The sequence below is a fragment of the Roseovarius sp. E0-M6 genome, from assembly GCF_037083845.1.
In the GTDB taxonomy this organism is placed as follows: Bacteria; Pseudomonadota; Alphaproteobacteria; order Rhodobacterales; family Rhodobacteraceae; genus Roseovarius.
In genome coordinates this window covers 1,173,752-1,196,159 of record NZ_JBAPLA010000001.1, presented here as the reverse complement: position 1 = coordinate 1,196,159, position 22,408 = coordinate 1,173,752, and the positions used below count along the sequence as shown (strand labels likewise).

Here is a 22,408-nt window from a genome sequence, read left to right as displayed (position 1 = left end):
CGGGTCAGGGCGGCGGCGGTGGCCTGCGCTCAAGGTGGCGTTCACGCAGGAAGACGAAAAGGCCTGAGCCCACAATGAGCACGATGCCCACCCATGTCAGCCCGTTGGGCAATTCGCCGAAGACATAAAAGCCCATGATCGTCGCCGACACGATCTCGAGATATTGCAGCGGGGCCACGGTCGAGGCCGGGGCGAAGGCCAGCGCGAAGCTGATGAAGACATGACTGAGTGTCGCGATGAGGCCCACGGCGGCGAGCAACCAAAGCTCGCGCGGGGCGGGCCAGGAGGGGTCAAGCTCGGCTATGCCGGAGCCGTTCATCGCAAAGAGGATGGGCAACGCCAGCACGAGTGCCGCCATCCCGGTATAAGCCTGAAGGGTGATCGGGTGCATGGCGGTGGCCATGCGCCGGGTGAGCACCATGTAGAGCGCGAAGAGGCACGCGGTGACGAGCGGCAGAAGCGCGACGAAACCCACCGTCTGAAAGCTGGGTTGAATGATCAGGAGGGCCCCCGCGAAGCCCACGGCGCAGGCCACGTAGCGGGGCGGTCCAATGGGCTCGGACAAAAGCCACGCCCCCAGAAGCGTCAGAATGAACGGCTCGACGAAAAAGATCGAAATCGCCTCGGCGACAGGCATGTAGCGCAGCGAGAAGAAGAAGCACGATGTCGCCACGAGCAACAGCGCCGCGCGGGCCACATGAAGCCGGATTTCGCCGCGGCGCGGCCGGTGCAGCCAGCCCGCCAGCCAAGCCAGTGGCAGCAGAAGGGCCACTTGAAACACGAACCGCGTGGTTGCGACCTGTCCCACCGCGACGGCATCACCGATAAGTTTGGCGGCGGTGTCCATGACCGGGGCGATCATGGCGAATCCCACCATGAACAAAACGCCGAGCGTGATGTTGCCCGGACGTGTCATCAGCAGTTGGGCACATTGACGGCGAGCCCGCCGAGCGAGGTTTCCTTGTATTTCTCGCTCATGTCCAGTCCGGTTTGACGCATTGTTTCGATACAGGCGTCAAGCGGCACGAGATGCGTGCCATCGCCGCGCAGCGCGAGGGAGGCCGCGGAAACCGCCTTGATCGCGCCCAGTCCGTTACGTTCGATGCAGGGCACCTGAACCAGCCCTTTCACCGGGTCGCAGGTCATGCCGAGGTGATGTTCAAGCGCGATTTCGGCGGCATTTTCGATCTGCTCGGGGGTGCCGCCCAGCACTGCGGCAAGACCGGCCGCGCCCATCGCAGACGCGCTGCCCACTTCGGCCTGACAGCCGGCTTCGGCGCCCGAGATCGAAGCGTTGAATTTGACCAACCCACCTATGGCCGCCGCGGTGAGCAGAAATTCGTCCACACGCTCGGCCGAGGCGCCGGGCACATGATCGAGCCAATACCGGATCACCGCGGGCACCACCCCTGCCGCCCCGTTGGTGGGGGCCGTGACGACCTGTCCGCCGGCGGCGTTCTCCTCGTTCACGGCCATGGCATAGATGCTCATCCAGTCATTGATCTTGTGCGGCGCGTTGAGATTGGTCCCGCGTTCGGCCAGCAGCGCGTCATGAATGCCCTTGGCGCGGCGTTTCACCCTGAGTCCGCCGGGCAGTTCGCCGTCAACGGCGAGGCCCCGGTCGATGCAATCGTTCATCACTTGCCAGATACGCGCGACACCGGATTTGAGGTTCTCGGCCCCGCCGCGTGATTCCTCGTTGGCGCGCTTCATCTGGGCGATGGTTTTGCCCGAGGTTTCGGCCATTTCCAGCATCTCGGCCGCGGATTTGAACGGGTAGGGCACCGGTGCGCCATCGTCGGTGTCGCGGCCTTGTGCCAGCTCTTCCTCGGTCAGGACGAACCCGCCGCCGATGGAATAATAGGTTTCCTGAAGGATCGTGTCGCCCTGCGCATCGGTTGCCATGAGAATCATGCCGTTTGCGTGGCCGGGCAGGTTGGGGCCGAAGTCGAACGCGAGATCGTCCTTGGGATTGAACTGAAGCGTGGGCAGCCCTTCGGGGGATAGCGTGTGCGTCTCACGGATATGGGTGAGCGTCTCTTCGGCCTTTTCGTGGTCATAGGTGTCGGGTCGGAATCCGGCGAGGCCCAGTATGGTGGCGCGGTCGGTGGCATGGCCGACACCGGTAAACGCAAGGCTTCCGTGCAGGGAGCCCTTGACGCCATGAGCCTCGAACGGGGCGGCGCGCATCTTGTCTAGAAACCGTGCGGCGGCAACCATCGGGCCCATCGTGTGCGACGACGAGGGGCCGACGCCTACTTTGAACATATCGAAGACGGATAGGAACATGACACTCCTCCTGCAAACACTCCGGTCCCGCTCTAACTTATCGAAGAACCGCGAGCCGGATAAAAAACGACTATTCACGTTCTGGGTGTCTGTCCACCGGGATTTTTCGTGCCGCCATCCCCGGGGCCTCGACTGTGGAACTTGTTCTCGCGGCTGTCACCGAAAAGATGCCGACTTTCGAGGTATTCGCGTTGCTGGCGATAGAATTCGAGGAGGAAATCCCATTCCTCGGCATGTGCGACATGTTCGGGATAGTCGATTTTTGCGAGGATGGTCTTGACCACCTCGGTGATGCGGGTGCGGGCCTCGGGGGTTTTGGGTGGTTCGCGCAGAATCTGTTCAAGCACCTGAAGTTCGTAGCGGCCATAAATGCCAAGGTGACTGGGGTCGAAGTCGAAGCGCGCCGATTTGGCGGTGCCGGTGGCCGCCTCGGTCAGGTCGGGCATAAGCACGGCCTTGGGCTGATCGACTACAAGCGTTCCCGCGACCATATCCCCGAGCCGTTGCCTGCGCTTGTTGAACAGCGGCACGAAAAGGGTTCCGAAGGTCCAGATGAAAATCGCGATGGTCACGGGCCATTGGAAATTTGCGGCGCCGAACAGGAGCGTGATCGGGGTGAAGACCTCGACCTCTTTCATGAGGTTGCGCGCCGTCACCTGATAGGGCGTAAGACGGGTTCCATCGGCGCTGATCACGCGTATCCTGACCATCCGCTTGCCAAGGGTGCGACCGTTCCAGACCAGTTCCGCGAGAACGTAGTAAGGGATGCGCACGAAAAAGATCAGCAGCACGAAGAGCGTGACAAAGGCGCTCCATCCCAGAAGATCGAGCCATGCCAAAAACCAGACCAGCGCCAATACCGAGCCGAAAGTTATGAGGATGTCGAGAAATTGCGCGCCGAACCTTGCGCCAAGCCCTGCGATGTCGAAGGCGATGGGGACGCCCTCGGGGGGGAGGTAATTCTCAAGCCGGCGCAGTCCGTGGCGTTTGGTGACGGTTGTCGTGGTCATGAGCGCGGCCCGTCGCGGCCCGAGAGCAGAAGCCATGCCAGCCACATGAGGCCAAGCCCCCAGCCGATGACAAGACGCAGTTCGGTGGATTGCACGAGCTGGCGGAGGAAACCTTCGACGAACGCCGCCACGATAAGCATCAGCCCCGCGAGGATCATCAGCTTGACCGCGTCACGGCCCCGGTCGCGCAGGGCCGCGCGGCGGGTTCGGTTGCCCGGCAGCAGCACCGCAAGCCCCATCTGCGCCCCTCCCGCGCAGGCCACGCAAATCGCCGAAAGCTCGGTCACGCCGTGGATCGAGAGCCAGCCCAAGAGTTCATAGCCAAGTCCTGCCTGCGCGAACATCGCGAAAAAGGCCCCAAGGATAAGCCCGTTGTAATAGGTCAGGATGAAACTTGGCAGGGTGACGAAGATGCCGAGCGCAAAGGTCAGGATCGCCACCTGCGTGTTATGCGAGAAGAGATAGGAGGCGAAGAGACCGAGTGCCTCGCTTGAGCGTGTGGACGTGTCAAAGAGGGTGCGGCGCAGGTATTCGGTCGAGGCGGACGGGGTGCGCCCGTCGGCCAGCCCACCGGGGACGAAGGTGAAAAACCATGCCGGATCCTGCAAATAGAGCATGTAGCCGGTGAACGCGCCCAGCATCATGGCGAGAAACCCGATGAAGAGCGCGGTGCCCGACCGCCGTGCCGCCTGTGGAATGCCGTGTGTAAAGAGCCGCCCGAGAACACCAGTCACGCTTTCTTGGGGGGCATAGACGACAAGATAGGCGCGCGCGCAAAGCGCCTCGAGATATCTGAGCAGCGCACGGTCCATCGAGATGGCGCGCGCGACACTGAGCGAATTCATCGCCTGACGGTAGAGCGAGGCGAGCGCGAGCGTGTCCTCATAGCTCATCCCCTGAACACCGCGTTTCTCGGCGGTGGTCACAAGCGTATCGAGCCGTTTCCATCCATCTTCGCGCTCCTTGCGGAAGCGGGTGGAGCGGATGGCGTCATCCTCCGCAATCGTGTTGGCCGCGACGGTCATATGAGCCCCTGAAGCTTGATGTCGATGTAGCGCGAAACGAGGTCCGGTGTCAGGCTCTCGGGGTCGGTATCAAGGCATTGCACCCCCAGACGCCGTAGCCGGTCGAGCACCTGCGCGCGCTCTTGCCGGATATGGGTGGCCGAGATCGCCCGCGAGATGGCATCCATGCTGAGCGTTTCGGGGCGCGCAAGGTCTTCTATCGCGCGATCACGCATCGCCACGTAGAGCACGAGATGCTGACGTGTCATGACGGCCATGTTCTCGATCAGGAGTTCGGCGGTGGTGGTGTCGACGAAATCAGAGAAGATGATCACCAGAGAGCGCCGCGACAGAGCCCCGTGCAGATGTGTCATCGCAAGGGTGTGATTGGTTTCCGACAAGCTTTCGTCAAGTTCGGCGCAGGCGGCCCGGATGCGCGCGAAGGCCGTTCGCCCCGAGCGCGGGGCGATCATCTGACCCGGGCGGGCGCCAAAGGTGTAGAACCCCACATTGTCCCCGCCCAGCACGCCGGCCCATGTCATCGCGAGCCCGGCGTTGATCGCGTGATCGAGCTTGGAAAGGGCGCCCACACGCTGAGCCATGAGGTGTCCATGGTCGACGCAGATCATGATCTGATGGTTTCGTTCCGCCCGCGTTTCGCGCGCCACGAGGGCATTCATCCGCGCCGACCGTTTCCAGTCGATGGTGCGTGGGTCCATACCGGCGGTAAAGTCGCGCAGTTGATGAAATTCCGAGCCTTCGCCGCGCAGGGTGGTGGATTTGAGCCCGTCCATAAGCGGCAGAAGCTGCGCCTGTATTTCACCAGATAGGACTGGTTGAATGTTGGGCAGGACGGTGAGGGTCAGGTTCACGTTCCAGCGCGGCAGGATTTCGAACAATCCCATCCCCGAGATGTAGCGCAGCACGAGAGTGTGCAGCATGCGGGGGCCGCGGCGCGTCATCGCGATGGGCACGTCGAATGGCACGGACGTGGCACCGGCGTCGGGGGTGAGGATGACCTCGGAGGGGGCAGTCAGCCCGTCATCCAGCGTGAGGCGCATCTCGAAGCGGGCGGGCAGGCCGCCGGATGCGCGCGAAACCGTCCCGGTCAGCGGCGCGGTCAGACCGGTGAAGCCGTGTTCGGGCAGGTCGGCCTCGAGGTTCAGGCTGCGGCTTGAGACGGAGGTGATGAGATCGAGCACGGCCGCCGCCAGCAGCCCGCCCCAAACGATGAACAATGCGCCGCTTGCCTCGCGCAGGACCACCATCAGCACGATGGTGAGCGCGGCAAGCCCAAGCACGAGGGCGATGAGGCGGCGGGACGGGCGCATCCTAGCGCGGAGCGTCCAGCCGGTTGACGATGGTGGCGAGCACGTCATCCGGGCTTCGGCCTTCGATCTCGGCCGTGGGGCCAAGCACGATCCGGTGGCGCAAGACCGGCGTGATGAGCGCCTGCACGTCGTCGGGGATCGCATAATCGCGCCCGTCAAGGGCGGCGCGTGCCCGCACTGCGCCCGCGAGCGCGTCGGCCGCGCGCGTCGAGGCGCCGTGCAGGATTTCGGCATCGGTGCGGGTGGCGCGCACAAGGTCGACGATATAAGTCAAAATCGTCTCGTCCAAGCGGATCGAGTCGACCAGCGCGCGCCCCGCCTGAAGCGCCTCGCGGCTGAGAACCGGGGTAAGATCGGTGCGGCCCTTGTCGGTTTCCACGGGCAAGGACGCGTTGCGGGCAAGGATCGAAATCTCGGCCTCGCGGTCGGGGAAATCCACCACAAGCTTGAACAGAAACCGGTCAAGCTGTGCTTCGGGCAGGGGGTATGTGCCATGCTGTTCGATGGGGTTTTGCGTGGCGATCACGAAAAACTCGCCGCCCAGCGGATAGTTCGTCCCGTCGATGGTCACCTCGCGCTCGTTCATGGCCTGAAGCAGCGCCGACTGCGTTTTTGGCGGCGCGCGGTTGATTTCATCGGCCAGAAGGATGTCGGTAAACACGGGGCCCTTGGTCAGGCGGAAACTCCCCGACTGAAAATCGTAGAGGTTCACCCCCAACACGTCCCCCGGCATCAGATCGGGGGTGAATTGAACCCGCCCGAAATCAAGCGATATGACCTGAGCAAGACACCGTGCAAGCAACGTCTTCGCAGTGCCCGGCGGACCTTCGAGAAGACAATGGCCGCGTGCGAAGATTGAGGTGAGCAGGAAATCCACGACGCCTTCCTGACCTTGGACCACGCGGCCCACCTCGGAGCGGATGGTGTCAGCGGTTCTTTGAAATTCTGAGAGATCCATGAGCATTCACAACTTTTTCCAGAAGAGATTTATAGTGGCCGAGCTGGCGGTACAGCTCGCCGCGGGGAAGGGTAGCGGCGTTCGAGATCAGGCCGTGGGCTGTTGTTTCGAAGTCATGCGCGAGGCTCGCATCCTGCCGGGCGAGATGCGCAAAGAACCGTTTTTGCCCTGCCGCACCGACATCGGGGCCAAAGGTTTGCTGCGTGAGATCCAGTAGCTGTGCGCGCACGAAATCCGCCACAAGCTGTCCGTCATTGCCTGACAATCGCAGGAGCCGGCCCTTGGCGGCGATAGTGGCGGTGCGAGACATCTCGCGCCCCTGATCGGTCAGCTTGGCGATGGGTCCGAAGCGCCGCGCGCCGCGCCAGTAAAGAACGCCCAAAACGATCAGCAGCATCGCCCAAAGCACATTGAACGGATAGTCGAAAAACCGGCTGAGATCGGTGGGCGAGCGTTCGTATTCCTGCCGTTCGCTCTCGGCTTCCTCGTAGGAGGTGAGCAATTCGCCGCTGGTGTCGAGATAGATGGGTCGCGTATCCCCATCAAGCCGCGCCCGCAGAACCGTCAGCGCCATGGCCCGGTTGTCTCCATTCGCCAGCCCGTGATTGTTCATCAGGTCGGGGTCGGCAACGATCCATGTGATTTGCTGTGTTTCGGGAACGTCGCAGGACATCACGAGGACAAGCTCGCCCGCCGTGACTTCGGGGCGGCACATCGCGGGGAGCGAGCCCGGCTCAAACCCCTGAGCATGAAAGAGCGCGATCGCGTGCCCGTCGGCCGTGATATCGGAAAAGGACGGGCCCGCCCGCCGCAGCGACAGGCCGCGAAGGCCAAGCTGTCTGGTCACCCGCCTGATCGAGGGGGCGGGGATCAGGGTCAGCTCATGGGCGATGCCAGCCTCAAACATGCCGGTGGTCCACTTGGGCAGCAGAAGGACCGTTGGCAGCTCCGAAAGCTTGGTGCGGAGATCGTCGAGCGTGATGGATTTTTGCGTTTTCTGGAAGAAGAGGTCGCGCTTGGTTTCGGGGGCGGGGTCGTCGCCCAGAAGATTGGTGTCATAAAGGGCGAAAACCCTGATCGACAGATCGCGTATATGCGGCGAAAGGCGGGGATGGGATTGGCGCAGATTCAAGCCGGCCTCACGCACGACGAGACCCAGCCCATGCACGCCGATTGCCGAGCGGTCGACGCGGCGCCCCTCATCGCCGGCGCGCAGCATGAAAAGTCCCAGAAGCCCCAGAACGATGAGGCCAGCGACCACGAAAAACGGGGCCTTGTCACGCATGGTGCCGCCCCCTTTGCCCGGTGCCAAGGATGGCAGCCCCCTGTTGCAGCGCGGTTTCGAACGCCTCCTCCGAAACGGGGCGGCCACCGTAATGCGCCAGTTCGGCAGCGCGCAGGATGAAGCGCAGCATGTCGCGGTGCCGCCAGCCCTCGGGCAGGCGGGCAAACGCCTCGCGTTCGGTGTCGGAGCGGGCGAAACGGGTCTGACTGTCCTCTCCCGCTGCAAGCAGCGCGTGGCGAAGCAGATGCACGAGCGCCGCGCGGCGATCGGGCATTGCGCGGATGCGGTCGATCAGGTTCTGGCCCTCCATCGCGGCTTCGTCCGTGCTGATCTGCCAGGCGTCGGGCGCGGTCGGGGCCCCATCATTGTCCTTGGGGGAGGCGGACAGCAGCGCCCCGGTGCCTCCGAAGCGCAGCCAGAGAAAGAGCAGGAGCACGATCAAGGCGACCATCAGGAACACGCCGAATCCACCCTCAATGCGGACCGGTGACGGCGCGCGCGACGGTGTTGTGGGTTCCATGTTCGGGTTGTCGCCGGTCAGATACGCGGCGCTTAAGTGATCGGCATAGCGCATGTCGGTCTGAATACGCGCATCACGTGCAGCGGTGACATAATCCTGATTTGCCGCGCGCGGGGGATCGACAAGTGAAATGTCCGGCTGCGCATCCTGCGCCGCTGTGGCGCATCCGAACGCCACAGACAAAACGGCCCCGCACAGCCATAGCGCGGGGCCCGAGGCGCGAAACCGCGCCATTGTCTTACGAGAAGACTTCGGCGTTGGCCGGACCTTTCAGCGGGTCGGGGCCATATTTGTTTTCACCGTCCGTGCCTTTGAGGCACATGATCACGAGGAATGCGATCGAGGCGATGATCCCCACGAACGGAATGAAGCTGGCCACGATCATGCCCAGATACCACCAGCCCGACATGTTGCGGTCATGCAGCCGGCGCACCGAGACGGCGATACCGGGAATGAGGACGGCAAGATAGAAGATGCCGTAGAGTGCGAAAAAGATCATGGAGAGTGCGTTGGGATCGCGGCCTTGCATCATCCGGCCACCGTCCAAGGCAAAGGCGAGGCCCATCAGAACAACACCGACAAGCGTTACGAAAAGTACGAACCACCAGAATTCCGACCGTGGCGCACGGCCTTGAAATGTGGCGTATTTCTCCTTCAGTACTGTACGAATTGCTTCTTTGAATCCCATGGCCTTGTCCCTTTGTGCAAAATGGTTGGCAGCAGACTAGGCGAGGCCGAACATTCGTTCAAGACTTTGTAACCCCGTCATGGTCAGCAATTTTTCAGGTGGTGCCGGTCGGGCGAAGACCTCTGCGGTGCTGTGGCCATATGGCCAGCTCGAAGCCGAACGCAGATTGGCCAGCCTTGGACTTCGGCAATGTCGCCGCATGCGCAGCCGACGCATGATGCCTGTTTTTCATCGCAGGGAGATGAGTGATCTGTCAGAGATGTGCGCCAACGGGCTGTCCAAGCGGGGTTACTTTTCAGGCAGGGCGACGGCACCACCCTGTTTCACCCAATCGGAGAAGCCATCGCGAAGATGGGCGGCGTTGAACCCCATGTCCTGCAACGTCGCCACCGTCAGGGCCGAGCGCCAACCCGAGGCGCAGTGAAAGACGTATCGTTTCCCCTCCTGCGCGAACACGTCCTTGTGGTAGGGGCTTTGAGGGTCAACCCAGAATTCTATCATCCCACGGGGCGCGTGGATGCTTCCGGGAATGTGGCCTGTCTTGTGCCGTTCGCGGACATCGCGAATGTCGACGATCACGAGGTCCGGGTCATCCTGTTGTGCGATCAGCGTTTCGGTGTCGATCTCGTCAATGCGTTGGCGCGCGGCGGCGACCATGTCTGCGGCCGTGGTTTTGAGGGTCGGCATGTCGAGGCTCCTTTTCGCGGGTCAGGGCGTGGCTGCCATAGACAGCGTGAATGATCTGCTTCATCACTAAACGGACCCGCGGCAGCGAGTCCATGGCGTGAGGAGGCGCATGATGAATTCGGCAACGGCAATCTCACTTTGGCACGGCACGGCACAGGAACCTGACCTTGCATCCGATATCTTTGCGGATCAGGTTGTGGATGTGGCTGTTGTCGGCGGTGGCTATACGGGGCTGTCCACGGCGTTGCACGCGGCTCAGAAGGGGCTATCGGTTCAGGTGATCGAAGCGCAGGACGTGGGCTATGGCGGGTCGGGGCGCAACGTGGGCTTGGTCAATGCCGCGGCATGGCTGCCGCCCGCCAAGGTCTGCGATCTTCTGGGCGAGACGTATGGCCCGCGCTTTGTGCGGCGGTTCAGCGAGGCGCCGGACTATGTCTTTTCCTTGATTGAACGTCATCAGATTCGGTGCAACCCGGTGCGCAACGGGACGATTCACGCCGCCCATGCGCCGCGTGGCCTGCGCGACCTCGAGGCGCGGCACGCCGAGTGGCAGCGCCTGAAAGCGCCGGTCGACCTGCTTGACCGGGGGGAGGTCGCACGCCTCACCGGGTCCGAGGCGTTTCACGGCGGGCTCAGGGATACACGAGCGGGCACGGTTCAGCCGATGGGCTATGCGCGGGGTCTTGCCCGCGCGGCACGGGCGCAGGGCGCCCGGATCGTGACCGGGGTCCGCGCCAAGGGCCTTGGGCAAAAGGACGGTCTTTGGCACGTCGATACCACGGCGGGCACATGCCGCGCCCGCAACGTGGTGCTTGGGACGAACGCCTATACGGATGACCTTTGGCCGGGGCTTGAGCGGTGTTTGACGCGCATCCCGTTCTTTCAAATCTCGACCGAGCCGCTGGGCGCGCGGGCCGCACATATCCTGCCCGGCGGGCAGGGGTTGTGGGACACCGGCACGATCATGTTTTCCCTGCGTCGCGACGCCGAGGGGCGGTTGATCATCGGCTCGATGGGGGAAGTGGTGGGCACGGCTCAGTCGGGCCTGTCGTGCCGTTGGGCGAGGCGGAAACTGCGACGGCTTTTTCCCGATCTCGGCGATGTCGCCTTCGAGGAGGCATGGCATGGCCAGATCGCGATGACACCGGATCACCTGCCGCGTATCCTACGGCTTGAGGAGGGGCTTTATGCACCCATCGGGTATAACGGCCGGGGCATCACGACGGGCACGATTTTCGGGCACGCCATGGCCGATTTGATGAGCGGCGGCGACCCCGATTGCCTGCCGTTGCCGGTGACGGCACCTGAGCGGGACCGTTTGGCCCCACTCATGTCGCCGCTTTACCGTGCAGCATTCGTGGCCAACCAGATGTGGAAGAGCCTTTAGTGTCGACGCTCAGAGCGTGCTCGCCTGATACTGTGAGCGGGCGAGCCATTCCGGGTTGACCTCGATCCCCCAGCCGGGGGCATCGGTGACACGGGCGTGACCGTCCTCGATGGTGAACGGGTCTTCGACGAAAAGCCCGTCCTGCCACGGGTAATAATCGTCGCCCTCAATCGAGAATTCGAGATACTTGCCCGCGTTCGGGATGGCACGCAACAGGTGCATCGTGAAGAGCGTGACCAGCGAGAGGTTGGCGCAATGCGGCGTGACCGGAAGGTCAGCATTCTCGGCCATTCGGCAGACGCGAAGCGTTCGGGAGATGCCGCCAAGATAAAGGATGTCAGGTTGCACGATGTCGACCGCGCGCATCTCGATCATCCGGCGCCATGTGGGCAGGTCGCAATCCTGTTCACCTCCGGTGACGTCGATATCCAGCGTGTCGGTCACCTCTTTCGTCTGCTCCAACTCCCAGTAGGGGCAGGGTTCTTCGTAGTGGGAAAACCCATGATCCTCGAGCATGCGGCCCACCTCGATGGCACGGTCGGGCGAGTAGCAGCTATTCGCGTCGATCAGGAGCGCAGCGTCATCGCCCATGGCCTTGCGCATGGTCGGTATGATCTCTTCCGTGCGACCGGGCCATTCATCGCGGTTCCGGCCGACCTCGGCCCCGGCGCGCACCTTGAACGCGTCAAAGCCGAACCTGTCGCGCAGGCGCTGCATGCGGGCGGCCTCGTCGGCGGGGGTGATGTCGCGTTTCATCGAGCTGGCATAGGCGCGGATTGTTCCGGCGGAGCCGCCGATCAGTTCTGCCACCGGCTTGCCCGCCTGTTTGCCGCGCATGTCCCAGATCGCGGTATCGAGACCGGCAAGGGCGCGGCGCAAGTAGGAGCCGGGGAATTTATGTTCGCGCTCGGTCACGATATCGAGCAGGTCATCAAGGTCGGTCGTGTCCTGACCAAGCACCCATGGTGCGACCTGCCGGTGCAGCACCTGTGCCGTGATGTCCGAGTGATAGGTCGAGACCTGGCCCCACCCTTGACTGCCATCTTCGGCGGTGACGCGGACGAAGCCCACGAATTCATTGGCGAAAGTCTCGATCGAAATGAGTTTCATCTTGCGGCATCCCGTAATGCTGTAGTGTCGCCGCGAAGTGGTGACGATTCAGTCGTCAATGTCAACGCACGCTGTGGCTATGCGCGGCGGCGCTGCATGCGATCGCGCCAACGATACCATGCGACGAGCGGCGGCAGGAACCACGGCGTGCCGGTATAGAATGGCCGGGTGGCAAAGGGTAGGTCATCGAAGGCCGTAGCGCCTTCGGGCGTGCCCAGAACTTTCTGTCCGAGCCGCATCCCGAGATAGGAGGCCATCGAGACGCCGGTGCCGCAATAACCCATCGCGTAATGCACGCCCTCATGCCGCCCGACATGCATCACTTCGTCGAAGGTATAGGCAACGTGCCCCAGCCATGAATGCGAGATGCGCGTGCCCTGCAACTCGGGGAAAAGCGTGCGCATTTCCTCGTGGAGGCGTGGGCCGCTGAGGGCGGGGTCTGTTTCGCCCGCCGAGACGCGCCCGCCGAAGATCACGCGGCGGCGATCGGGCGAGGGGCGGTAGTAATAGACGACCTTCCGGGTGTCGCTGATCACGCGGTCGGTTGGAAAGAGCCGGTCCATCAGATCGGCAGGCAGCTCTTCGGTGGCAATGATATACGAGCCGATGGGAATGACGCGGCGCCGCAGCCATGGCGTGGCGGTGCCGGTATAGCCGTTGGTGGCGACGATCACGTCACGGGCATGCACCGTGCCTTGGGTGGTTTGGACGTCAAAGCCCCGGGCGGTGCGCGCGATGGCGGTGACGCCACAGTGGCCGGTGATCTGCGCCCCCGCGTCGCGCGCCGCCTTCAGCAGGCCTTGGTGATAGCGTGCGGGGTGAAGCCCCGCATCCTGCGGATAGACCACGCCCCCATGATAGAGATCGCTGCCCAGTTCCCGGCGCTGCTCGGCGCGTGGAACCGCGAATGCCTCGGTGCCGTCGGTATGAGTGCTTGCCTCGGCGTGACGGGCGAGTGCCTCGTAGATTTGCGGCGAGTGTGCGGCGTGAAAGCGCCCGGCTCGGTTGAAATCACAGTCAATGCCGAGCGTGCCAATACGGTCTTCAATCCAGTGAAGGGCGGTGCGGCTTTCATCCAGAATGGCCTGTGCCCGGTCGGCCCCGTGGCGGCGGGCGAGAGTTTCGAAGCCGGGCTTGATGCTGTGGCCGATCTGGCCGCCGTTGCGGGTGCTGCACCCGTGCCCCGGTGCGTCCTTGTCCAGAACAAGAGTATCACGACCGGCGCCAGCAGTTTCTATCGCGGCGTTGAGGCCGGTATAACCGGACCCCACGATCAGCACGTCTGTCTCCTGCGCAAGCGGGCTCGCGTCCGTGGTTTCCGCTGGCGCGGCCTCGTGCCAATAGGGGGCCGCCGTCCAGTCGGGAAGCCAGATCGACGCATCCGTGGCGGGGTCGGACATTATTATTTCCTATGATTGCGAATATACGTGACCGTAGGGCGGCACCGCGCGGTTGACAATGGCACGCGTGACCCTGTGCGCAGGGGTGGCAGTGGGACTTTAAATCGGCTAGGGCTTGGCGATAATCACGGTCAGGCGGAGAATGTGACATGCTGAAAAACGATCAACTTGAACAGTGGGACCGCGAGGCGTTTTTTCACCCTTCGACCCATCTGGCACAGCACGCGCGTGGGGAAAGCGCGGCGCGGATCATCCGCACCGCCAGCGGCGCGCATATCGAGGATCGCGATGGCACCAAACTTCTGGATGCGTTCGCGGGGCTTTATTGTGTCAACGTGGGATATGGCCGCGAGGAGATCGCAGATGCGATTGCCGCGCAGGCGCGTGAACTGGCCTATTACCATTCGTATGTCGGCCATGGCACCGAGGCGAGCATCACTCTGGCCAAGATGATCCTCGACCGCGCGCCGCAAGGGATGTCCAAGGTGTATTTCGGCCTTGGCGGGTCCGATGCGAACGAGACGAACGTGAAGCTTGTCTGGTATTACAACAACATTCTGGGCCGCCCGGAGAAGAAGAAGATCATCTCGCGCTGGCGGGGCTATCACGGGTCGGGTCTTGTCACAGGGTCGCTGACCGGGCTCGAGCTTTTCCACAAGAAGTTCGACCTGCCGGTCGAGCAGGTGCTCCACACCGAAGCGCCGTATTATTTCCGCCGCAACGATCTGGATCAGACGGAGGAAGAGTTCGTCGCCCATTGCGTCTCCGAACTTGAGGCGATGATCGAGCGAGAGGGCGCGGACACCATCGCTGCCTTCGTGGCCGAGCCGGTTCTGGGTACCGGGGGCATCGTGCCGCCGCCCGAAGGCTATTGGGCCGCAATTCAGTCGGTTCTGAAAAAGCATGACATCCTGCTTATCGCCGACGAGGTGGTCACGGGGTTTGGCCGGCTTGGCACGATGTTCGGGTCGGACCATTACGGGATCGCGCCCGACATCATCACCATCGCCAAGGGCCTCACCTCGGCCTATGCGCCGCTTTCGGGGTCGATCGTGGGCGACAAGGTCTGGAAAGTGCTTGAGCAGGGCACGGATGAAAACGGCCCCATCGGGCATGGCTGGACCTATTCGGCGCACCCCATCGGCGCGGCGGCGGGGGTGGCGAACCTGCGGCTGATCGACGAGTTGAACCTTGTGCAGAATGCCGGTGAGGTGGGCGCCTATCTCAATGCCGAGATGCAGAGCGCGCTGGGGGACCATGCCCATGTCGGCGACGTGCGCGGCGAAGGGATGCTTTGCGCGGTTGAATTCGTCAAGGACCGCAACGATCGCGTATTCTTTGATCCGTCGCAGAAGATCGGTCCGCAGGTGTCGGCAAAGCTTCTGGAGCAGGACAACGTGATCGCACGGGCGATGCCGCAGGGGGATATCCTTGGGTTCGCACCTCCCTTCTGCCTGACCAAGGAGGAGGCCGATACGGTGGTCGCCGCCACAAAGCGCGCCGTCGAGACTGTTCTCGGCTGAGCCTGCCCGATAGATCCGAACCAATGACAAGGGCCGGAGCGATCCGGCCCTTTTGCGTGTCGGCGGCCGCGCGACGGGCGCAGGCCCGCGCCGCCATAGGTCAGCTTTGGTCAGACCCGGACGATGACGCGGCCTCTTCGTTGCGCTCGGCTTCGGCCTGTTCGGCGGCCCATTCGCCCGCGGCCTCAACGGCCACGGTCGAGGCGGTGGGCAGCATGTTCAGGTAGCTTTCCGTCTCCTCGACGGGCACCGTCGCGCGTTGCGTCATCCGGTAAAGCGCATAAATCGCGATCACGGCGAATGTCGTGCCAAGCGTCAGCCAAAACGCATGAGGGTTGCGCCATTGCATCGTCCAACCGGTCACGAGCGGGCCCACGATGGCCCCCAAGCCAAAGGTAAAGACAAGGCCACCCGATGCGGCGGGCATGTCCTCGGCCGAGAGGGAGTCGTTCGTGTAGGCCAGAAACAGCGCATAAAGCGGCGTCGTGACCCCACCGGCAAAGAAGGCGGCGGCCATCAGGGCCCATAGCCCATCGCCGCTGATCCATCCTATGGCGCAGGAGACCGCGCCCAGCGTGGCCGCCCCGAAGATCAGCTTACGGCGATCCATCCGGTCCGACAGCCATCCGATCGGGTATTGCAGAAGCAGTGCCCCGGCAAACAGCATCGCGACGAACAAGGCGATTTGCGATGCTGTAAGCCCGATCTGACTGCCGAATACTGCGCCCATGCCGGATTGTGTCGCGTAGACGCTTCCCAACAGAAAAATCCCGACCGTGCCAAGTGGCGAGCCCACGAAGAGATTCTTCAGCGACATCGGGCGCGCGACTTCGACGATCGGCACCGGCGTGACCGACAACAGGATCGGCGCGAACGAAATCGACACCAGTATCGAGGCCGCGATGAACAGCGCCGACGTTGCGGCATCGCCCAGCGTCAAGAGCCCTTGTGCCCCGATGATCCCGAGCGTCTGCGCGATCATGTAGGCCGAGAGCACCTTGCCGCGCGTTTCATTTGTGGAGGCGTCATTGAGCCAGCTTTCGGCCGTGACATAGATGCCCGACATGCAGAAGCCGACAAGTATCCTGAGCAAGGTCCATGCCCATGGCTCGGTCAGGAGCGGCAGTGCGATCAGGCCCGCCGACATGAAGCTGCCGAGCGCGGCGAAGACACGCACATGTCCGACACGCTGTATCAAAACCGGAGTAAAGCGCGCGCCCGACAGGAAGCCCAGAAAATACCCCGACGTGACAACAGCCAGCTCAGATGCCGAAAACCCCTCGATCCCGCCGCGCAGGCCGATCAGGGTAAAATGCATGCCATTTCCCAGCATGATAAGCACGATGCCGAGAAGAAGAGCCCAAACTCCGGATAACAACTTGATCATGAAAGGCCCGCCTTTGCGAGGTTCCTGTGGTCACTGGATCGGTGCAAGCTCTGCGCACATGCTGCACTGCAGTATACGGATTCGCACATGGACAAGATACATTTTGCGACACCACGCAGCCCATACCGTCAATGATCTTATTAGATGCGTAGAAACTGTGCAGAGTGGACCGTTCCTGCCTGTTTTGCGCCCCTTCTTGCAGTGACCGGGGGCGAATGCGGCATTGAAGGAGAGCGTGGCGCGAAGGTGAAACCACCGCACCCGATACCGGCCTTTCAGGCGTATCGGCCTTGCCATGACGCGCGGAACAAATCGGCGTTCATCCGGGACCGGGGCCTATCGTAGGAGCCATATGACCCGAATTTTCTCTTTCCTCGTGACAGGACTCGCGCTAAAGCCGGGGAGCTTCGGTCCGGGCGCATATGTCCGGGTAATAGGGAACGCGGTGCGGTGCATGCAAATGCGCCAATTCCGCGACTGCCCCCGCAACTGTAGGCGGTGAGCGAAGCCGGATGTATGTCACTGCCGCGTCTTGGGCGTGGTGGGAAGACCCGGCCAAGCGTTGACCCGCAAGTCAGGAGACCTGCCGAGGTGATCACCCTATCCGGGCGCGGGGCGCGCCGTGGATAACGGACCTTTCCGTAGTGGTGGCAATCGCACCGTCTGCGGGAGCCCTGAATCCTTTCCGCAGATATACACAAGTCAATCGCCCGCGCGGCGATCGGAAGGGACTACAGGACATGACACGCAAGACATTTGCGGCCCTCATGGGCACAACAGCCATCACATTCATGCAGCCGGCAACGGCACAAGAGGCATTCGACCTTGATACGATCGTCGTGTCGGGAAGCCTTTCGCCCATCGAAGCCGAGCGCAGCGGCGCATCGGTCAATGTGGTCGACGCCGAGAAACTGAGCACCACGGACACGACCGTGATTGACCGGCTTGACCGGTTGCCGGGCGTCAGCTCGACCGCGAATGGCGGGTTGGGCGCGTCCAGCAACATCCAGATTCGCGGCCTGCCGGCCCGCTATGTCAGTGTGCGGGTCAATGGCATCGACGTGGCGAACCCTTCGGGCGTGCAGAACCAGTTCAATTTCGGCGGGCTCACGCCCTCGGGGATCAGCCGCATCGAGGTGCTCAAGGGCTCGCAATCCGCGCTTTACGGTTCCGAAGCCATAGCCGGGCTGATCGACATCACCAGCTATCGCCCGCAAGAGCTTGGCTTTTCCGGGGACTTCACGGCCGAAGCCGGAGGCAACGAGACGTATCAGGGCACGCTCAACATGGGCGTCAAGAGTGTGCGGGGCGAGATTGCGCTGACCTACGGGCGCACCACCTCAGAAGGAATTTCGGCACGGGCGGGAGACCCGGAAAAAGACGGCTTCGAACAGGATACGCTCATCCTTTATGGCGAATATGACCTGAGCGACAACGTGACATTGGGCGCCACAGCTTTCTATCGCGACGGGTCGGTTGAGATTGACCGCTCTGCGACCAACAACAGCGGCGAGGTCGATACCGAGGAAACCGGATATCGCGTCTTTGGCGAGGTCCGCACCGGACCGGTCACCCATACCCTGAGCTTTGCGTTTTTTGATATCGCACGCCGTGATCCGGGCGGCTTTACCCCCCGTTTTGACGGAGAACGCCGCCAATTCTCATATCTGGGCAGCTATGAGATCAGCCCGACGACCACCTTCAACTTCGGGTTCGACCGGACCGAGGAAGAGTTTCAGGCCGGGGCCGTGGGCGATAACGACACAAATTCGGTGCAGGCCGAACTTCTGTTCAGCCCTTCGGATGCGTTGGATGTTTCGGCCGCGATACGCCATGACGACGAATCCGATTTCGGCGGCAAGACGACGGGCCGTATCGCCGCTGTGTGGCGCCCGGTTCAGGATCTCGCCTTTCGCGCGGTGGCCGGAACAGGGTTTCGCGCGCCTTCGCTTTTTGAGCGGTTCAGCGGATTTGGCGATCCTACCCTGGAACCCGAAGAGAGCATCAGCTACGAGTTGGGCGTCGAAAAACGCTTTGGCGACGCGGGCTTTGTCAAGGCAACCCTGTTTCACACCGAAATCGACGATCTGATCCAGTTCGACACGACCGCCGTGGCCTGTGGCAGCGGTTTCGGCTGCTATAATCAGGTGCCGGGCACGACCACGTCCAAAGGGATCGAGCTTTCGGGGGAATATGCTCTGAACGGCGCAGTCACGGTCTATGGCAACTATACCTATACCGATGCTGAAACGAACGGTGCGCGCCTGACGCGGACGCCCAAGCATGATGTCACGCTGGGCATCACGGGTGAGATCGGTGAGCGCGTCACAGCCGAGGCCGATATCCGTCACGTCGCTGATATCGTGCCAAGCGCCTTTGCCCCCGCCAACAACAAGGTCGGGGACTATACACTGGTCGGGGCGGGTGTGACCTTCGCCGTGACCGACCGGGCCGAGGCCTATCTGCGTGTCGAGAACCTCTTTGACGAGGATTACGAGACGGCCGGCGGGTTCAACACACCGGGGCGCACAGCGTTCGTCGGGGTCCGTGCGTCCTTCTGAGATCATAGGCCGTTTCGCGGCGCTGGCCTTGGTGGCCGGTGCCGCGACAGGCTATGCGGCAGATGCCGCAGCCGGGACGCCCGAGCGCGTGGTGTCGATGAATCTTTGCACAGATCAGCTTGCCATGATGCTGGCGGCAGAGGGTCAGCTTTATTCGATCTCGGACATCGCGCAGGATCCGCTGATGTCCCCCATGGTCGAGGAGGCGCGCGCCTATCGCGTCAATCATGGACTGGCCGAAGAAATCTACCTGATGCAGCCCGACCTTGTGCTGGCCGGACAATATACCAATCTTGCAACTGTTGAAATGCTGCGCCGCTTGGGGATCCCGGTGGCGATTTTCGACACGACCAGAGGTCTGGACCAAGTGGCGGCGCGGATCGCCAAGATGGGATCGGTGCTGGGCCGTGAGGACGCGGCGCAGACCATGATCGACGAGTTCGAGTCCCGTCTGACCGAACTTCGGGCTGGGGATGGCCCGCGTCCCGAAGCGGTGCTCTATTATGCCAATGGGTATACCTTGGGCGGTCAGACGCTGGCGGGCGATATCCTTGAGGCGGCGGGATTTGAAAATGCCGCTCTGCGTGCCGGCTATGCGTCGGGCGCGCGGATGCCGCTTGAGGTTTTGGCGGCGCTTGACCCCGATATCGTGATCACCGCGCAAAAATATCCCGGCGCGTCGCGGTCGGAAGCCATTCTGCAACATCCTGTGGTCAAGGAGTTGCGCGGCGCAAACGGCACGGCGGCGATGACTGACAGTGATTGGGTCTGCGGCACGCCGTTCGTGTTGCGCGCGATCGAGGAACTGGCTCAAGCACGCAACGCGCTCGGCCCGCTCAAGGGCACGGACGAATGACGCGGGTCTTGGTCCCTCTTGCGTGTGTCGTGGCGCTTCTTTTTGCGGGCTCGCTCATGGTGGGGCCGGCGCAGGTGGGTTGGGCCGAGAGCCTGCGCGCTCTTATGGGCGGGGGCGAGGGGCCTTTGCCGATGATCATGCGTGAAATCCGCCTGCCGCGCGCCATCCTTGCGGTGCTGATCGGGGGCAGTCTTGGCCTTGCCGGGGCGGCAATGCAGGGGTATCTGCGCAACCCGCTGGCCGAACCGGGGCTGATTGGCGTGTCGGGGTCGGCCGCTTTCGGTGCTGTTCTGGCGCTTCAGACGGGGTTTGCGGCGATGTTCGCGCTTGCCCTGCCTTTGGCGGCGCTTGCCGGTGCGCTGGCGGCGGTCCTGCTGATCCTTGCGCTTGCGGGACCGCGCGGCACCTCGCTTACGCTGATCCTTGCCGGAATCGCGATTTCGGCGCTGGCCGCCGCGTTCACGTCCCTGGTGCTGAACCTGTCGCCAAACCCCTTCGCCGCGAGCGAAATCGTGTTCTGGATGATGGGGTCGCTCGCCGACAGGTCCATGACCCATGTTTGGATCATTCTGCCGTTCATGGGGATGGGCCTTGGGCTTCTGATGGCACTTGGCCGGGGGCTGGATGCGTTGACACTGGGCGAGGACGCGGCGGAAGCGATGGGGATTAACCTCATGCGGCTGCGGCTCATGCTGATTGTCGGCACGGCCTGTGTGGTGGGGGCGGGCACTGCGGTGGCGGGCGCTATTGGTTTTGTTGGGTTGGTGGTTCCGCATCTTCTGCGGCCGCTGGTGGGTGCGCGGCCTTCGCGCCTTCTCTGGGCGTCGGCCCTTGGCGGTGCGGTCATGTTGTTGGCGGCTGATATCGCGGTTCGACTTATCCTGCCCGAACGGGACCTGAAGCTTGGAGTGCTGACAGCCATCATCGGTGCGCCGCTTTTCCTGCATCTGATCGTCAAGACGCGGAGGGCCCGGATATGAGCCTTCTGACGCTTGAGACGCTTTCGGTCACGCGGGGAGGGCGGAACGTGTTCCACGACATCTCCTTGCAATTGAACGAGGGTGAGGTGATCGGCTTGATCGGTCCCAATGGCGCGGGCAAGACGACACTGATGCGGGCGGCCTTGGGTTTGTTGCCGCACGGGGGGCGCAGCTCGCTTGCGGAGCTGTCTGCGACCGACCGCGCGCGCAGCGTCGCGTGGATGCCGCAATCGCGTGAGATCGCCTGGCCGGTGAGTGTCGAAACCGTGGTGACGCTTGGCCGTTTGCCGCATCTTGGTGCCGGTCAACGCCCGGGCCCGGCGGATCGCGCGGCCATAGACAGGGCCATTGTGGGGATGGAGCTATCTCATCTGCGAACCCGGCCCGCGACCGAACTTTCGGGGGGCGAACAGACGCGCGTCCTGATTGCCCGTGCGCTGGCGCAGGGCACGCCGCTTCTTATGGCGGATGAACCGATCGCGGGCCTTGATCCGGCGCATCAGATCGCCACGATGCAGACATTCGTCGCCCTCGCCGGGCAGGGGCGATCCGTGCTTGTTTCGCTGCACGATCTGGGCCTTGCGGTGCGTCATTGCACCCGGCTTCTATTGCTGAGCGAGGGGCGGCTTGTCGCGGATGGTCCGCCGGCCGAGGTCATGACGCCTGAGCGGATCGCGGAGGTCTTCGGAATCAGCGCATGGTACCGAGAGACGGAACACGGCCCTGTTTATCAGCCACTGGAGGTGCTGAGATGAAAGGCGTGTCGCTGAATCGGCCATGGTTGGACTTTGATCTTGGGTCCGAGATGCGCGTTCTGAGCTGGGCGATCAATCGGCCCGGTTTCGCCGATGCGCGCCGTATCGTCTGGCGTGAGGTGCGCAATGCCGATCTGCCGGTAGACCTGGATGTGACGCGCTGGTTCGCACAGGAGCTTGAGGCGCGGAATGCCTCGGATGCGGTGGCGTTTCTCACGTCGCGCGACGTAAGCCGGTATCATGTCGCGCAGGCGACGGCCGCGGCGACGCGGGCAGATGTGGTCACCACCGTTGGGCTTTCCAATGCCGAGCGGGTGGGCGCGCGGATGGACCGCACGGGGCAGGACTGGGGCACGATCAATGTGGCGATCCGGCTTAACCGGCGGCTGACCGATGCGGCGTTGCTCGAGGCGATGAGTATCGCGGTCGAGGCCCGCACCGCGGCGGTGATGGATGCGGACCTGCCGTTGCCGACCGGCGTGGCAACCGGGACCGGGACAGACTGTGTCGCGATCGCGGCACGCCCGGGATTGGCCGCTTATGCCGGGTTGCACACGGATATCGGTGAGGCGGTGGGGCGGGCCGTCTATGACGCAGTTTTCGAGGGCGCGCGCGATTGGCTGACCACCGTAAGGGCCGCGCCGCAACTGACCGGTCCGGCCGGACGGAACTGAGGG

20 protein-coding genes and 1 riboswitch are annotated in these 22,408 nt (G+C 63.0%); of the genes, 7 read left to right on the top strand and 13 right to left on the bottom strand.

Annotated features, from left to right (window positions below; translation table 11 throughout):
- Positions 1 to 4: 4 nt before the first annotated feature.
- The 10 genes from V8359_RS05675 to V8359_RS05630 all read right to left on the bottom strand — a co-directional run bounded on the left by V8359_RS05675 (position 5) and on the right by V8359_RS05630 (position 9,772).
- The gene (locus tag V8359_RS05675) at positions 5 to 916 is read right to left on the bottom strand and encodes a DMT family transporter (protein ID WP_336427757.1); all 912 of its coding nucleotides are present in this window, start codon (positions 914 to 916) and stop codon (positions 5 to 7) included.
- Positions 916 to 2,289 (bottom strand): L-serine ammonia-lyase, encoded by a 1,374-nt coding sequence (locus V8359_RS05670; RefSeq protein WP_336427756.1) that lies wholly within the window; start codon positions 2,287 to 2,289, stop codon positions 916 to 918. Before V8359_RS05670 ends, V8359_RS05675 begins: the two co-directional genes overlap by 1 nt.
- A gap of 74 nt (positions 2,290 to 2,363) precedes the next feature.
- Positions 2,364 to 3,299: an RDD family protein gene (locus V8359_RS05665; RefSeq protein WP_336427754.1), complete on the bottom strand. Its 936-nt coding sequence runs from the start codon at positions 3,297 to 3,299 to the stop codon at positions 2,364 to 2,366.
- Positions 3,296 to 4,324 carry a stage II sporulation protein M gene (locus V8359_RS05660; RefSeq protein WP_336427752.1) on the bottom strand — a complete coding sequence of 343 codons (1,029 nt, stop codon included), beginning with the start codon at positions 4,322 to 4,324 and terminating at the stop codon, positions 3,296 to 3,298. Before V8359_RS05660 ends, V8359_RS05665 begins: the two co-directional genes overlap by 4 nt.
- Positions 4,321 to 5,634 (bottom strand): DUF58 domain-containing protein, encoded by a 1,314-nt coding sequence (locus tag V8359_RS05655; RefSeq protein ID WP_336427751.1) that lies wholly within the window; start codon positions 5,632 to 5,634, stop codon positions 4,321 to 4,323. The genes V8359_RS05660 and V8359_RS05655 overlap by 4 nt, the downstream gene beginning before the upstream one ends.
- Position 5,635: 1 nt before the next feature.
- Positions 5,636 to 6,598, bottom strand: a complete 963-nt coding sequence (locus tag V8359_RS05650) for an AAA family ATPase (protein WP_336427750.1) — start codon at positions 6,596 to 6,598, stop codon at positions 5,636 to 5,638.
- Positions 6,561 to 7,877, bottom strand: a complete 1,317-nt coding sequence (locus tag V8359_RS05645) for a hypothetical protein (protein ID WP_336427749.1) — start codon at positions 7,875 to 7,877, stop codon at positions 6,561 to 6,563. The genes V8359_RS05650 and V8359_RS05645 overlap by 38 nt, the downstream gene beginning before the upstream one ends.
- Positions 7,870 to 8,631, bottom strand: a complete 762-nt coding sequence (locus tag V8359_RS05640; RefSeq protein ID WP_336427748.1) for a hypothetical protein — start codon at positions 8,629 to 8,631, stop codon at positions 7,870 to 7,872. The genes V8359_RS05645 and V8359_RS05640 overlap by 8 nt, the downstream gene beginning before the upstream one ends.
- 4 nt (positions 8,632 to 8,635) lie before the next feature.
- Positions 8,636 to 9,085: a DUF805 domain-containing protein gene (locus V8359_RS05635; protein WP_336427747.1), complete on the bottom strand. Its 450-nt coding sequence runs from the start codon at positions 9,083 to 9,085 to the stop codon at positions 8,636 to 8,638.
- A gap of 288 nt (positions 9,086 to 9,373) precedes the next feature.
- Positions 9,374 to 9,772 (bottom strand): rhodanese-like domain-containing protein, encoded by a 399-nt coding sequence (locus V8359_RS05630; RefSeq protein WP_336427746.1) that lies wholly within the window; start codon positions 9,770 to 9,772, stop codon positions 9,374 to 9,376.
- Between the two features lie 112 nt (positions 9,773 to 9,884).
- On the opposite strand from V8359_RS05630, the gene V8359_RS05625 reads away from it, so the two are divergent.
- A complete protein-coding gene (locus tag V8359_RS05625) occupies positions 9,885 to 11,159 on the top strand; it encodes an NAD(P)/FAD-dependent oxidoreductase (RefSeq protein ID WP_336427744.1) in 1,275 nt (424 codons plus the stop codon).
- 9 nt (positions 11,160 to 11,168) lie between these two features.
- On the opposite strand, the gene V8359_RS05620 is transcribed toward V8359_RS05625, so the two are convergent.
- Positions 11,169 to 12,269, bottom strand: coding sequence for a mandelate racemase/muconate lactonizing enzyme family protein (locus V8359_RS05620; RefSeq protein ID WP_336427743.1), 1,101 nt, complete (start codon positions 12,267 to 12,269; stop codon positions 11,169 to 11,171).
- A gap of 77 nt (positions 12,270 to 12,346) precedes the next feature.
- Positions 12,347 to 13,669: an NAD(P)/FAD-dependent oxidoreductase gene (locus V8359_RS05615; RefSeq protein WP_336427742.1), complete on the bottom strand. Its 1,323-nt coding sequence runs from the start codon at positions 13,667 to 13,669 to the stop codon at positions 12,347 to 12,349.
- A 149-nt stretch (positions 13,670 to 13,818) separates the two neighbouring features.
- Between V8359_RS05615 and V8359_RS05610 the strand changes: the two genes are divergently transcribed.
- A complete protein-coding gene (locus V8359_RS05610; protein WP_336427741.1) occupies positions 13,819 to 15,192 on the top strand; it encodes an aspartate aminotransferase family protein in 1,374 nt (457 codons plus the stop codon).
- Between the two features lie 100 nt (positions 15,193 to 15,292).
- Here V8359_RS05610 and V8359_RS05605 read toward each other — a convergent pair whose 3' ends face one another.
- A complete protein-coding gene (locus V8359_RS05605) occupies positions 15,293 to 16,579 on the bottom strand; it encodes an MFS transporter (RefSeq protein ID WP_336427740.1) in 1,287 nt (428 codons plus the stop codon).
- A gap of 391 nt (positions 16,580 to 16,970) precedes the next feature.
- Positions 16,971 to 17,184, top strand: a riboswitch (cobalamin riboswitch).
- Positions 17,185 to 17,319: 135 nt separating this feature from the next.
- Here V8359_RS05605 and V8359_RS05600 point away from each other — a divergent pair.
- The 5 genes from V8359_RS05600 to V8359_RS05580 are packed head-to-tail and all read left to right on the top strand — an operon-like array spanning position 17,320 to position 22,405.
- A complete protein-coding gene (locus tag V8359_RS05600; RefSeq protein ID WP_336427739.1) occupies positions 17,320 to 19,140 on the top strand; it encodes a TonB-dependent receptor plug domain-containing protein in 1,821 nt (606 codons plus the stop codon).
- Complete coding sequence (locus V8359_RS05595; protein ID WP_336427738.1) at positions 19,127 to 19,996, top strand: ABC transporter substrate-binding protein; 870 nt, start codon at positions 19,127 to 19,129, stop codon at positions 19,994 to 19,996. The genes V8359_RS05600 and V8359_RS05595 overlap by 14 nt, the downstream gene beginning before the upstream one ends.
- Entirely contained in the window at positions 19,993 to 20,976 is a 984-nt protein-coding gene (locus tag V8359_RS05590; RefSeq protein ID WP_336427737.1) for a FecCD family ABC transporter permease, read from the top strand. Before V8359_RS05595 ends, V8359_RS05590 begins: the two co-directional genes overlap by 4 nt.
- Positions 20,973 to 21,731: an ABC transporter ATP-binding protein gene (locus V8359_RS05585; protein WP_336427736.1), complete on the top strand. Its 759-nt coding sequence runs from the start codon at positions 20,973 to 20,975 to the stop codon at positions 21,729 to 21,731. The genes V8359_RS05590 and V8359_RS05585 overlap by 4 nt, the downstream gene beginning before the upstream one ends.
- Positions 21,728 to 22,405, top strand: coding sequence for an adenosylcobinamide amidohydrolase (locus V8359_RS05580; RefSeq protein ID WP_336427735.1), 678 nt, complete (start codon positions 21,728 to 21,730; stop codon positions 22,403 to 22,405). Before V8359_RS05585 ends, V8359_RS05580 begins: the two co-directional genes overlap by 4 nt.
- Positions 22,406 to 22,408: the final 3 nt, after the last annotated feature.